This window comes from Photobacterium minamisatsumaniensis, from assembly GCF_050336695.1.
GTDB classification, from domain to species: Bacteria; Pseudomonadota; Gammaproteobacteria; order Enterobacterales; family Vibrionaceae; genus Photobacterium; species Photobacterium minamisatsumaniensis.
In genome coordinates, this window is the sequence record NZ_JAKJSI010000011.1 from 225,044 (window position 1) to 238,121 (window position 13,078).

The window sequence follows — 13,078 nt, forward strand, 5'->3', positions numbered from 1 at the left end:
ACCAAGTTCGGTATAGGTGATTTAAAGGGAGCACATGCTCTCTTTATTATTGTTAAATGATTTTTTCGTTCTCACTTCGGTATTAGTTCGCTAGGATGAATTTAAATTGAGTCAGTGGATTGATTCGATGAAATATAATCCGTCAATGGAGGACGAACAATGAAAGTCTACGGTGATATTCAATCAGGGAACTGTTTCAAAGTGAAGCTGGTGCTAGAGTTACTAGCAATTCCTTACCTCTGGCAGCACATCAATATTCTCGATGGCGAGAGCCGCAGTGATGAATTTTTGCAAAAGAACCCGAATGGGAAAATCCCAACACTTGAACTGGATGATGGTCGCTGTTTAGCCGAGTCGAACGCTATTCTCTGTTATCTTGCTGAAAGTACTCGGTTATTGCCGCAAGATAATTATCAGAAAGCAAAAGTAATGGAGTGGCTGTTCTTCGAGCAATATAGTCATGAGCCCTATATTGCGGTTGCCCGCTTCATTGCAAAATATTTAGGTATGCCTGAAGAGCGTAAAGCTGAATATCAGGCCTTACAAGAAGGCGGAAACAAAGCCCTCTTGATGATGGAAAAGCAACTCCAACAAACCTCGTACTTAGCTGGTGAAAGTCTGACTATTGCTGATATTTCTCTATATGCTTACACCCATGTCGCCCATGAAGGTGGGTTCTCGTTAGAGTGCTATCCAGCCATTGCGCGATGGATTAATGACATTGCGAGCCATCCTGACTATGTCGGCATGATGTAATAATTGTTTGTTACCCTCGAGCTATTCGTATTATTTAGCCTCTTAATAATAGAGGCTTTCTATGATTAGCATTGGAGGGAATGAAAGTGGAAGTACAGCTATTATCTTCAAATGAAGAGTTAGGTGCGATTGCATTGGTATTGCAGCAGTTACGGCCGCAATATGATCTTGATAGTTTAATATCACAAATAAAATCACAGCAAAAAGCGGGCTACCAAATTGTTTATGTAGTCGAGGACGCGAAAGTGCTCTGTGTTGCTGGTTTTGTCACAGGACAAAAACTGTCTTGGGGTAAGTATATGTATATTGATGACTTAGTGGCTGCCGAGGAGCATCGTTCAAAAGGTGCTGGGCAATTGTTGATTGACTGGTTTAAAGACTATGCGCACTTAAATCAATTGGATCAAATTCACCTTGATTCTGGCGTTCATCGCTTTGGTGCTCACAAATTTTATTTAAAAGAAGATTTTGTTATCGCAAGTCATCATTTTACTTATGCTTTTTAGTGAAAATTGATATTACCGCAAGTAGCAGCCGGGCCTGTATGTAACAGGCCTCATTTTCAATTAGTTTCATCTAATTATTAAATAGGTTGTCCTGATTTACTCGCTATGATCAGTTCTCGGCTGAGCTTATATTTACCTCATAGAAAACAAGCATCTAAATCTTAATGAGGAAATTGATATGAACGCGAAGCTGAGTGCTGTACTGGTTACTTTATTAGCAACTTTTAATGTAAATGCGTCGCTTAACATGACAGCAGCACCATCTAATCATGGTACTTGGGTTAAAGTGACTGAAAGCCACTCACCTGTAGCTGGCGCAGAGGTTGTAACAAATTCTCCGATACAAGAAGCGCTATTTACTGATGAGAACGGTAGAGTTTTCATTCAAAAGAACTCCCATTGGGCTAACTCATTACGGGTAACAGCAACGACGCCAAATGGTGAGGAAGTCACTAAGTTAGTATATGTTCCACGCTCAAGTGAAAGATAAGCATTGCTTGATTCGCTGAGAATGCGCTCTATGAAAGGGCGCATTCTGCTTTCTGGCTTCTTTTTTTGAGAGGCTGAATATATTTGAAGACACCATGCTTTTCCTTCCCAATATCTGCACGTTACCTACTCGCTTCTGTATATGCCACTTCATGCTCAAAGCGTTCAATCATAAAGTCACCAAAATTATATTTTAGTTGTTGGCCATAAATTCATTTTATTGGTTTGATTTCACTATGTGTACCATCGTGATAGCGATTCAACCATGCGTGTGAGTAAATATGTTGGTAAACCGTATTCTTACTGAATATATTTCTTTATTGCAGCTATTTAATAGTCGCTAAATTCAACATTTGAATCGTGTACCGTATATTTAAATGTTATTGCTGTTGAATTCTAGGATAAGTTGTTCTGATTTACCCGCTATGATTGATGGTCGGTTAAAACTATATTTACCTCATAGAAAACAAGCATCTAAATCTTAATGAGGGAAATGATATGAACGCAAAACTGAGTGCAGCATTGGTGATTTTACTAGCGACCTTTAATGTAAATGCGTCACTTAAAATGACGGCAATGCCATCTAACCACGGCACATGGGTTAAAATTACAGAAGATAGCTCTCCTGTTATCGGCGCTGAGGTGCTAACGAATGCACCTATAAATGAAGAATTGGTGACGGATGACAACGGACGAGTATTTATTCGAAATAGCGCTAACCGATCTAGCTCAATACGCGTTACTGCGATTGCTCCTTCAGGTGAACAAGTTTCAAAACACGTCTACGTCTCGCGTGAAAAATAAGCTTTCTTTTATACAGTAATGCGCCTTATACAAGGGCGCATTTTGCTTTTTGACTTTGTTCCCAAAGGTGCTGAATATGTTTGATACACCATGTTTTGGCTTGTCCCATCTCAGCGCGGTGCCAAGCAATGACAATGTCAACTTCGCGAGCAGTGCCTAGCTCGAGTAGGTTTTGTTGCTCTAAGTCTTGCTGTATTAATGAGCGAGGAACCGTGCCTATACCAATCCCCGCTTTTATCGCCTTTATTTTGTCATCCATGGTACTTACCGTATAAACAGCTTGATCCGAGAGAATATTTTTCGTCAATTTGGGGCTAGTATGCGCAGAATCAGAGACTGCAATAACACGGTATCGTTGTCTGATATTTTCATTGAGAGGTTCAGGCTCGTCAATAATTGGGTTAAGAGGTGATGACACCCAAATCATTTCGACTTTGCCTAGAAAGGTTGTTTTGATTTCATTGGGCAAAACCTGAGGACGTGACGAGACTAAAATATCTGTTCGGCCTGCACTCAAGGCCTCCCAACCGCCCGTTAGAATTTCTTCTTTAAACGTGAGTTTTGTTTGGCTTAATTGCCCAAAATCAGCCATTAGAGATAAAAATAAATCAGAGCCTATAATACCGTCATAGCTGACGAAGAGCTCGCTTTCCCAGCCTTGTGCTAACTCTTTAACTTGCCTATACAGTGTGTCAGAGGCATCAAGGATCATGCGGCCTTGTTCTACGAGAAGCCGACCAGCGTGAGTAAACGTTGCTCTATGCCCAGATCGGTCAAGAATGAGGACATCAAGATCTTCTTCCAACTTCTGGATTTGGTAACTCAAGGCAGATGTTGAACGGTTTAAATGTTGAGAAGCCGCAGCAAAACTACCTTCTCTGTCTATCACATCGAGTATTTGAACGGTATCTAACGAGAGGGTTTGTTTAAGCTTATTCACAATCTACTACCACTTGAAAAGTCGTTAAGACCTTAAATTAATCAGTTTATATTTCAATGCGAATATAGAGATAAATTGTATGGAAAGGTTTCATCTAAAAAGTAAAACAAGTTGTCCTAATTTTTGCGGTGTGATCTTGGATTTATGCGGATTAATCTTTGCCTAGAAATTTATTCAGTTGTTAAGGAAGTAATATGTTAGACCGAGTTTCCCCGTATGTTTTGTTAGTCTCTCGAGTAATGTTAGCACTTATCTTTATTAAAGCTGGCTGGGGGAAAATAGACGGTTTTTCTGGTACACAAGCCTACATGGAAGCAATGGGCGTACCAGGCGGAATGCTGCCATTGGTGATTTTGTTAGAGCTTGGCGGTGGATTAGCTATTTTGTTCGGTTTCTTAACCCGTTCAGTGTCATTCGTTATTGCTGGCTTTTCTGTCGTATCGGCTTTGTTGTTCCATTTCGATTTATCAGACAGTGGGCAAACGATTCATTTGATGAAAAACATTGCTATCGCTGGTGGTTTCAGTGCCTTGCTGGTTGCAGGTCCAGGAAAGCTGAGTGTTGATAAGTTTTTGAATAAAGCTTGGTAACATTTACCTGTTTAATAAACGGTTAAATGACTCAGAGCCTCAGCCGATACCTTAAACGGCTGAGGCTCTGTTCTATCATAAAGTGATGAGTTTACTTGTGCTGGTAGTCATTTTTCTCTGCTGGCTGAGTTGATAAATATTCAACGAATTCAAATTGTACGTTGTGCTTATCAAGGAAGTAGGCATTTTTACGGTGCGGATGTTCGGCACCGTGATGATCAATAGGAAAACCTGCGGTTTCTAAACGTAAGATTAAGGCTTCGAGATCCGGTACTACAATACCGATATGCTTTACTCCGGTCCAATGCTCAGCCCAGTGGCCATTTTTTCCTTCGCCACCACTTTGGATAGCGATATAGCTATTTTCGTCACCGACGTGATACCAGCTGACTGATTTACCATGCCAATCGTCATTTACCCCTTTCCCCCTGACAGACCATTCAGGCAAAGCAGATAGCAGGAATTCTATGGTATCTTCAGCATTAACAACTGTGATGTTTGCATGTTCTACGTAAGTGCTCATAACAATATCCTTTTGGTATTTTACATTATATTTCAATGCAATAAATGTGCCTTTCTTCGGCTTGTTTCTGTCTATACCAAACAGTTTAGTTGTTAAAGTTAACTTTAAGTCAAGGTTTGTTTTTATGTTTGCTGCCAGTTTATAGTCGTGTGTTAGGAGCGGCTTACCGATTAGGCTCGGTAAGCCAAAAGAGTGGGGGTAGGTTAGCCTGTTAAAGCTTGCTTGAGATCTTTGGTCATCGGTGTTGGCATTAGCCCTGCTTTCGACAAAGGAGGGTGATGTTTTTAATCATTATTGTTTGTTGCTAATGTATTTTTGTTTGTAATCTGATGATATAGCAAAGAAAATAACCATTATCGAGACAGCGAATAAACCAGTTGAAAAGAGTAATTTTTCGTTGACCAACAGCTCATAGCTACTAACTAAAAAGATAAGCGCCATCATTATTAGATTAAAGATATGAACTCGTGGTCTATTCCTTGAAAAAATCGCATAAGCTCTGAACATTACGACATTAACCTATTTTTATTGATGGAATTATCATTTTAGTTGATGTTCCTATCATTGCTAGATAATGTTCCTTAGGCATACGCGGTATGTTGATGAGTTTGGTGATATTACAGGTTTTGTTGATTGGAAAAAGTGATTCTGAGAGGTCAGAGACTAGTTTTTAGAATCAAAAGTTTAAAATTGAGTGGCTTAGTTAGCGATAAATGCAGGAATTAATTTATCGCCGCTGGTAGGAAGCATGGGTGTTTCCAATTATTCCACTGCTGCTTGTATGGCCTTTAGTCGAACCCTATTGTATATCGGTTAATTGTTCAAAGAACCTACCTAAGTAGGTTCTTTGTCATAAATACACACTTTTAGTTAATGTATCTAAAACGGTGTTATTGGATTTTTATTAAGATGAAACTATCGTCGTTTATGGCCAAACAAGGTATTAATTGATGCTTCCATATTCCTTGTGCTTATTAGCACAATGGCATAGATGATTGAGAAAAGAAGTGCCTGATTGAGCAGGGGGAGCATGGAAAAAGTCTAGTACGGTTGCACCCACATCAGCAAGAGTTGAGCGTTGCCCAAGGTGAACGCCTCTATTCGTTAAAGTATAAAGTAACAAAGGTACAATTTCCCGTGTGTGCTTTGTATGTCCGATGAAAGGGTCATTACCGTGATCAGCCATCACAATCAACATATCTTGCGGTGTCATTTGGTCGATGACTTGAGCAAGACCGTGATCCGCTTGTTCGAGTACCTTCCAATATTGCTTAGGATCTTGCTGATGCCCTGACAGGTCTGTTTCTTGAATGTTGGCGCAAAAAAATCCAGTACGTTGTTGCAGGTCGTTGTTTAGCAAACTAAATACATGCTGGGTATCGACAATGGACGTATAGGATATTCCCATGTCATTTTGCACTATATCTGCCACTTTTCCATAAAGGTGTGTAGTTACACCAACGTGGTGTAATTGATAAGGTACTTGAGTTGAAGCATCGACGCCATAACCTAAATGTACCACTTGAAAGCCGTTGTCGTATGCTCCTGAGTCTGGAGCATTGACACCAATATAGTGTTGATCTGTTTTCGGATCATACTTAGTTTCAATGGCATTCAAGATATTCTGCATTGAGGTAACAAAACCACCAAAGGCAATGTTACGGCTGACCTTGTTTGCGGTGCGAACAACATTGCCGAGTTTGTGTAGTTCTTCAAAACTGATTTGGTTAAAGTCTGCTGTTAGGTTGTAGACTTGCCCCAGATCGGCCTCAAGGTTGTCCCCAATAACCACGCAATTATTGACCATTAAGGTATCGATATTATTGTGTGTAATCCGCTTAACCTTATAACTATTCTTGATAAGGGCTGCTTCTATAGCATCAATTGATTCCTGAAAGGGTTTGATCACAGGAGGTTGGGGTAATGTCCCCATGATCTCTTGGTGGCCCATAAAAGTATCGCACCCTTCGTGAGCAAGTAATGCTGTCCCCCAGTTTGCGTCATTATTCGTTTGCATTATTGAACAGGTTTGACTAACCGTATTGAGTAACCCTAGCTTTTCTAGCGTAGGTAAGCTTTTTAATGGAAAGTGATTTAATAACTTTTCAGTGGTATTTGCGCCCAAATCTTGTGGTCGAGTTTTAGCGACATCGGGCATTTCACCAACTCCGAAGCCATCGAGAACAACGACGATAAACTTAGCCATTTTTCACCTCGTTCCCCAATGCATCATATAAACCGATAAGGGTCGGGCTTTGAGTTGAAATCCCCTTAACAAGCGCGACATCACTGCGAGTGACGAATACTTGGGTTCTGAAAGCCATGACTACAGGTGTCCCAATTGCGCAGTGATGGTGAAGTTTTAAGTGGTAATCAATGCTGGAATCATCATCATTAGTGACTTTCGTGATGGTATCACGTGTACCATTATTGTCTGTCTCTCGAAGTAAGGCGCTGTCGAGGAGGCCTCGGCGGTAATACCCGCCACCATAGCAATAGCTGTTGTTATTAAAATGATGTGATACTTCTGTGACGTAAGCCATCGCAACTTTTTCTGGTTGGTTACCCGTTTGATTAGCGGGGGTTGTTCCCGTTAAAGCATGGCCTGGTTCTCCATGTGTACATCCAAATTCTTTTATGAGGGGTAACGTTTCGCTGCTGGTGGATGAAGGGCTGTTCAGCTGATTGAAGTTGTATCCGAGAGCTTTTCCTTTTTCGTTTGCTTGCAGTAGCGATCGTAAGTTTTGTGTCGGCTGTGTGGTTTGTGTGGCGGGGTCAAAAAGAAAGCATGGGAAATGAGTCAGGCCTTCAATGAGCAGGTTAGGCATTGTACTAATGGTTTTTAGTACTGCTTTTATATCCGCTATATCAAACCCAGACTCTTGATTTATATACAGCTGATCATCAGGGTTCAAAAATTTAAGTAAGACGCGTTGCGTGCGCTGTGCATGTTGAGCCGCTTTTGATATTTCTGCCGCCTTTTCGATGGAATAAACAGTAATAACATCAGGTTGAATCTCTTCAATTAAGTGTTTAATCATACCCTTAGGGGGTTGTACCAAGTGGCCTACATGCGCAATTTTTACGCCATGTGCATGCAATTGACGAGCTTCTTTGAAATCAACACAGACGATACCCGCGTAGTGAAGTTCATTCACTAACAGTTTCGCTAAATAAGGGTTACGTCCAAACTGTTTTGTCATGGCATACAGTTTTATACCTAGCTTATCCGCTTCTTTTTTAAGCTGTAAGGCATTTTCTTTAAACTGGTCAACATCGATGACGTAGGTGTCTGGCAGTATAATGCCATTCTCGAGCAATTTTATCGTTTCTTCGATCAATGCCGGATTTTGTTTTTGTAGTGCATGTAGAAACATATAAGTCCCTTTTATATAGGCGATAAAAACCAGCCCGCTTGGATTATATCCATACAGAAATAATGCGAGTTACGTTAAAACAGGCCGGTTGTTTTACCGGGGTATTAGATAGCGAACAGTCCTAATATATAAAGTACGTTTAATATTACACCCGTTAAAATTGCGGCAACGGCGGGCGCTGCTATTTTCAGGATCGGTCGACCCATGACTTCATTCAAGAAGTACAGTACAGCAAAAATAGTGAATCCGGTTGTTTCCCCCATTTTCATTACGGCTAATACACCACCAATTAATAAGGCAAACTCCATTAACGTATTCATTGAGTTTCGAATATTGTCGGATGCATTACGAATGGATGGGTATTGTTCAAGGAAACGGCCGATGTTACGGAGCAACATGACTTCTAAACAAATGGTAATTGCGCCAAGTGTTGCTGCAACAGGGATATTCGGAGAAAGATAACCCACCACGAAGACAAAGGTCATGCCTACAACGCCATATACACCTGTTGCTAATGCTGTCGTTGCTATAAGAGGAATAAAGCCTAGCCCACGCATAAATTCAGATAAAGCCACTTGCTTCATTGCTGCATCTTGAGCAATTGGATCTGTCATTTTGTACGCATCAGCGAGTGAATAAATCGAAACTTCTGATCCTGCAAAAATCCCAGCATTTGATACTGCGGCAATTAAGGCACCTGTTACAGCAAGAAAAGGCAAATTTTTAACGATACGTTTTGTACGCTCTTCAAATAACCCATGCAGGCTCGACATATCAGGGGGAGATATCCCTTTTTTGCGGTCATTAATATCTTTTTGTATCGCGATACCGACAAGCATCATCATACCAACAAATATTTGGATAGATTCGGGATAAATACCAGTGTGCTTGATGATCAGTAATCGAGAAAGTAGAACAACGACTGCTGCAAACAAGCCTGATTTCCAGCCAAATTGATAGAAAATAGCCAGTAATGGGAACAATGCGAATGCAGACATCACTGGAGTACCTAATTCAGCTAATGCGCCTAATGCGTCGACAGGTAGACCTGTTAGTACTAAATTGACTCCACTTAATGAAGTAACAACAAGTACTCCCCATAAGCCGCCCGCCAAAGCAGCCAACAGGCGACTACCTATCATGACGCCGATAATATCAGTCGGTAAAAAGAGTAGCCAAGGATTGAGTAATCCTGTTGAAAGGGTAAATGATATTCCGACTGAAGCAACAAAACCAATTGACAAGCCAAATGCAACAGAGCCGGCATCTCGGCGGGTCATGTTGCCTTCAACGAGTTGAGGTAGAATTGGGCGTATTCCATCATGAAATACAGAGGCGCTCATATTGGCAATCAATGCTGTCATAGCACAAAGACTTGCGATTAATCCTAAATGCATAAAATCCATGTTATGCCCTTATTATTGATTATTGAGGGTAGAAATGAGCATAGGGATAGCGTGTTCAATATGCTCTACTGATAGGCCAAATGCGACTTTACCTTCATTAATAAATTGTTCTACTTCTGGTTGTTTTGCTTGAATAGCGGGTTTGGCGATGGTACAGCTTTGCGGATAGCCAATGATCGCAATAGCCATAGATAGAGCGGCACCCGCTCCGGTGTTACAGCACCCGATATAATAATCAAGTTCCCCCGATTTTACTTTTATGGCTGCATCCATATCATTGAGAATATGGCACTCGAACTGGCCAGGTGCAGCCATGTTAATTTGTTCTTGTATTTGTTCTCTTTGTAAACCAGCGATAGCAATCTTTTTCATTAGGAGAAACCTCTTGTTTAACTAAATAATTTATTGGGATTGTGTTTTAACATGGTGTCGATATCTTGCTGGCTAATACCATGGTTCAGCATCATAGGGATAAAAGAATCCACTAAGTAACTGAACCCAAGACCACCATTTTCTTGTAGGTGTGAGCGTCGAGTAATGTCCATTGAGAGCATGACCCGCTCCAAATATCCACGTTGTGATAATGCAGATAGCATCGCCAGACGTTGGCTATCTGGGTAGTAAGAATTTTTTCCGATTGTATCGAATTGGACGTAACAGCCTTGTTCAATTAGCCATAAGATGTCATCGAGATTATCTTTCAAATCACAATGGCCGACAGTGACCTTTTCCAAATTTACCCCAAGCTTCTTGAGTAACTCGACTTGCTCTCTACCCATAGAGCTCATTGATTGGTGCGTAGATATCGGTTTTCCTGTTTCCAAATGAGCAATCGATGCGGCTTTGAATATTTTTTTTTCAGTTTCAGTGAAAATATTTTCACTGGATCCAATTTCTGCAATAACACTGGCTTTTAGATGACTATCAGCAATACCGTCATCAATTTCTTTTATCATCTCTTGGCTGATCTGTTTGGCAGTTTGGTTATAGACATGTGGTGGAAAGAAACCCTCTATGTAATAGCCAGTTGAAAGTAGAATATTGATACCAGTGTCATCAATTAAATTTTCAATAAATTGAGGATTTCTGCCCATATAAGAGTTAGTCATTTCAATAATGTTAAATACGCCCCGGTCGATCAGTTGGTTCATTTCATTTTTAATTAACTCATATTGATCAAGACGGCAGTCAATATCGTTTTTTTGCGACGACAAATCGATATGCAAATGTTCGTGGCAGTAGGTATATCCAGTGTGATCAATCATTAGAAAGCCTATTAGCCTTGAGTCGCACAATGAAGAGAAAGTAAGTTACTGAGAAAAAAAGAATTCTCTGTACTTGGGATATTATTGAGGGCGAATGATTCTAATATTTGCTCATTGAGCCTATTAACTTCATTAAATGAAGGATCAGCCATTATCTCATTGAAGATATCGACATCTAACCCTTCTTTAATAGGCTCTCCTGCTCGAATGCGGTCACTCGCCCTTGCTAGGTGGGTCATCGCCATCTGAAACTGTTCGTTACTTTCTTCTATCTTCAGTTGTTGGGTGATCAGTTCAACGGCTTTTAACGTACCGTTATAGGCTTCTTGGCTGATAACATTGGCATTTTTCAGTACAGTTAGACGTGTTTTCATTGTCTGTATTCTTCCTTATTGGATATCCAATATTAGTTAGTAGCTAGGGGTGATCTCACCATTAACAACTCGCTTTTGGTGATCTAAAAGCGTTGGAATATTGATAAGTTTTCGAAGCAGAATACTCGTGTGAGACATATTTCCCCGTACAAGCATGACAGCTTCAGATGCCATCGCACATTGCTCAATATGATTGAGTGACTTTTCTGCTAAGCCGTATTTTTCCATTTCGATTGCTTCTGGTAACCAAACGACTGCATCAATTTTTTCATTTACTAAGTGGGCTAAAGAGTCAGCGTAATTTATTTCAACAATTTCGATAGTTTTATCTTTAAAGGCCGCTTGAGTAAGAATTTTTTGGTCCGGAGAATCTGGGTCAACACCGACTTTGACGATCGAATCATATTGTCCATTACGATAGATTAAGCGGTGTTCGTGTGAGTATGAGTCTTGCCCCAGAGTTATGGCTGTCACGAAATTATCGGAGTAGGTTTGAGCCGCGAGTTTCGACATAATAGCGATATCATAAGTACCAGCTTTTAGGCATTCTGCACGTACATCAGCTCCACGCATGTGTGCAAAATACAGGGGTAAATCCCCAATCTGGCTTTTCAATGCACTAGCTAATCCTTCGTAATGCTTTGTATATGGAAGGGGCATAGCACAGACCACGTTGACAAACCCTGAGAGCTGAACTAATTCACGATAATCAAGCTTTGAAATAAACGTGCCATTCCGACCTTGTTTGGATAAAGCGACAGCACCTTTTTTTTCTATAGTCATTAAGGCTTTTTGAATAAAGCCGACAGAAACACCAAATTCTTCCGAGAGGTTATCGATAGTTCGTAGCCTGTCGTCGATGGATGTCGTCATCAAATAGCGCGCAATGTTGATGATGGCTGAGCCTTCTTTACTGATGTACTTTGCTGTCATGTTTTTATCTTCATTATATTGAAGGTTTAACTTAGCGAATATTCAATATAATTAATATGCCAATGAATAAGAAATGAGATCTGAGGCTAAATTATACCCGTTTACTCACCATTGTAAGTTAAATACTCAATACACAGTGAATAGAACGCATTGGCTTGGGGCGAGATGGTACGATCGGCCAAACGAAAAATACCTATATCCCGTTTAAGTGGCGGATCAATCAGTGGTCGCCATACTAACTTGGTTTCGTTGGTTGGAAACGCCAGCTTGGGCAGTGTTGTAACGCCAATACCCAGTTCGAGGACGGAAAACAGTGATGTAATGTTTTCAACCGAATAGAGGGCTTTTTCACTGATAACACGAGCGGGTGTGGGCTCTAATAACGTGCATGTACCGTTACGAATAAAGGGTTGGGTTAATAGTGCTTCCCACTCAATGCCTTCTTTATATTGAGCTAATGGATTGTCTTGTAAACAAACGACCCCAATAGGATCAGATAGGAGTGGGGTAAAAGTGATGGCCGCATCGTCAAAGTGAGAGCAGTTTCCTAGGGCTAAATCCACTTCACCAGCGAGCAAACGTGCCTCGACACCAGCAGCGTTATCATCAATCAAGCTCACTTCCACATTAGGGTAGCGCTCACAGAAGGTAGCCAGCACACTGGGGATCAGTTTAGCGGCAACGGAAGGAACACAAGCGATACGCACTTTTCCCTGCTGGCCTGAAGCAATAGCTTTGAGATCGTTATCAAGATCATCGTAAATAGTTAAAAACTGGGATATTTTCGGGTAACAGGTTTTTCCATACGGGGTAAGCTGGGCTTTGTGACCGGTTTCAAAAAGTGTTTGACCGAGTGTTTTTTCGAGTTCTTTTACCGATGTAGATAAGGCGGCTTGCGAGCGATTTGCCCGTTTCGCCGCTGCGCGAAACCCACCTTCTTCGACCACCATCACAAAATGGATCATTTGCTGAAGTTTAATTCCCATGCTCGCCTCCTTTTGAGCCCTTTAAAAATAATGCCTGAAACGAATTGTTAAATAAAACTTATCAATTGTAAAAAATTAATAGTTAGATATATCATAACCCCTAGTGCATAGTTTAACCAATTCGAAACA

15 protein-coding genes are annotated in these 13,078 nt (G+C 40.8%); 5 read left to right on the plus strand and 10 right to left on the minus strand.

All coding sequences use genetic code 11. The features are described 5' to 3' along the window. The first annotated feature begins 159 nt into the window (after positions 1 to 159). From L4D78_RS03250 to L4D78_RS03265, 4 genes are all read left to right on the plus strand, one after another. Entirely contained in the window at positions 160 to 756 is a 597-nt protein-coding gene (locus tag L4D78_RS03250; RefSeq protein ID WP_428465619.1) for a glutathione S-transferase family protein, read from the plus strand. Between the two features lie 80 nt (positions 757 to 836). Further along, on the plus strand, positions 837 to 1,262 hold the full coding sequence (locus L4D78_RS03255) for a GNAT family N-acetyltransferase (RefSeq protein WP_428465620.1): 426 nt from the start codon (positions 837 to 839) through the stop codon (positions 1,260 to 1,262). 178 nt (positions 1,263 to 1,440) lie between these two features. Further along, positions 1,441 to 1,752, plus strand: a complete 312-nt coding sequence (locus tag L4D78_RS03260; RefSeq protein ID WP_428465621.1) for a hypothetical protein — start codon at positions 1,441 to 1,443, stop codon at positions 1,750 to 1,752. Positions 1,753 to 2,249: 497 nt separating this feature from the next. Further along, positions 2,250 to 2,555, plus strand: coding sequence for a hypothetical protein (locus tag L4D78_RS03265; protein ID WP_428465622.1), 306 nt, complete (start codon positions 2,250 to 2,252; stop codon positions 2,553 to 2,555). A gap of 25 nt (positions 2,556 to 2,580) precedes the next feature. Here L4D78_RS03265 and L4D78_RS03270 read toward each other — a convergent pair whose 3' ends face one another. Further along, positions 2,581 to 3,495 carry a LysR family transcriptional regulator gene (locus tag L4D78_RS03270; protein WP_428465623.1) on the minus strand — a complete coding sequence of 305 codons (915 nt, stop codon included), beginning with the start codon at positions 3,493 to 3,495 and terminating at the stop codon, positions 2,581 to 2,583. Positions 3,496 to 3,689: 194 nt separating this feature from the next. Between L4D78_RS03270 and L4D78_RS03275 the strand changes: the two genes are divergently transcribed. Beyond that, a complete protein-coding gene (locus L4D78_RS03275) occupies positions 3,690 to 4,085 on the plus strand; it encodes a DoxX family protein (protein ID WP_428465624.1) in 396 nt (131 codons plus the stop codon). A 91-nt stretch (positions 4,086 to 4,176) separates the two neighbouring features. Here the strand turns inward: L4D78_RS03275 and L4D78_RS03280 are convergent, their stop codons facing one another. The 9 genes from L4D78_RS03280 to L4D78_RS03320 form a co-directional block, all read right to left on the minus strand. After that, the gene (locus L4D78_RS03280) at positions 4,177 to 4,608 is read right to left on the minus strand and encodes a VOC family protein (protein ID WP_428465625.1); all 432 of its coding nucleotides are present in this window, start codon (positions 4,606 to 4,608) and stop codon (positions 4,177 to 4,179) included. A 943-nt stretch (positions 4,609 to 5,551) separates the two neighbouring features. Next, positions 5,552 to 6,814 carry a phosphopentomutase gene (locus tag L4D78_RS03285; RefSeq protein ID WP_428465626.1) on the minus strand — a complete coding sequence of 421 codons (1,263 nt, stop codon included), beginning with the start codon at positions 6,812 to 6,814 and terminating at the stop codon, positions 5,552 to 5,554. Further along, positions 6,807 to 7,985: a YhfX family PLP-dependent enzyme gene (locus L4D78_RS03290; protein WP_428465627.1), complete on the minus strand. Its 1,179-nt coding sequence runs from the start codon at positions 7,983 to 7,985 to the stop codon at positions 6,807 to 6,809. The genes L4D78_RS03285 and L4D78_RS03290 overlap by 8 nt, the downstream gene beginning before the upstream one ends. A 104-nt stretch (positions 7,986 to 8,089) precedes the next feature. Further along, complete coding sequence (locus tag L4D78_RS03295; RefSeq protein ID WP_428465628.1) at positions 8,090 to 9,391, minus strand: YhfT family protein; 1,302 nt, start codon at positions 9,389 to 9,391, stop codon at positions 8,090 to 8,092. A gap of 12 nt (positions 9,392 to 9,403) precedes the next feature. After that, positions 9,404 to 9,763 carry a DUF2620 domain-containing protein gene (locus tag L4D78_RS03300; protein ID WP_428465629.1) on the minus strand — a complete coding sequence of 120 codons (360 nt, stop codon included), beginning with the start codon at positions 9,761 to 9,763 and terminating at the stop codon, positions 9,404 to 9,406. A 17-nt stretch (positions 9,764 to 9,780) separates the two neighbouring features. Further along, entirely contained in the window at positions 9,781 to 10,656 is an 876-nt protein-coding gene (locus tag L4D78_RS03305) for a phosphotriesterase family protein (RefSeq protein WP_428465630.1), read from the minus strand. A gap of 11 nt (positions 10,657 to 10,667) precedes the next feature. Continuing rightward, positions 10,668 to 11,030, minus strand: coding sequence for a hypothetical protein (locus L4D78_RS03310; protein ID WP_428465631.1), 363 nt, complete (start codon positions 11,028 to 11,030; stop codon positions 10,668 to 10,670). Between the two features lie 36 nt (positions 11,031 to 11,066). Then, positions 11,067 to 11,963, minus strand: coding sequence for a GntR family transcriptional regulator YhfZ (gene yhfZ, locus L4D78_RS03315; protein ID WP_428465632.1), 897 nt, complete (start codon positions 11,961 to 11,963; stop codon positions 11,067 to 11,069). A 101-nt stretch (positions 11,964 to 12,064) separates the two neighbouring features. Continuing rightward, positions 12,065 to 12,949, minus strand: coding sequence for a LysR family transcriptional regulator (locus L4D78_RS03320; RefSeq protein ID WP_428465633.1), 885 nt, complete (start codon positions 12,947 to 12,949; stop codon positions 12,065 to 12,067). Positions 12,950 to 13,078: the final 129 nt, after the last annotated feature.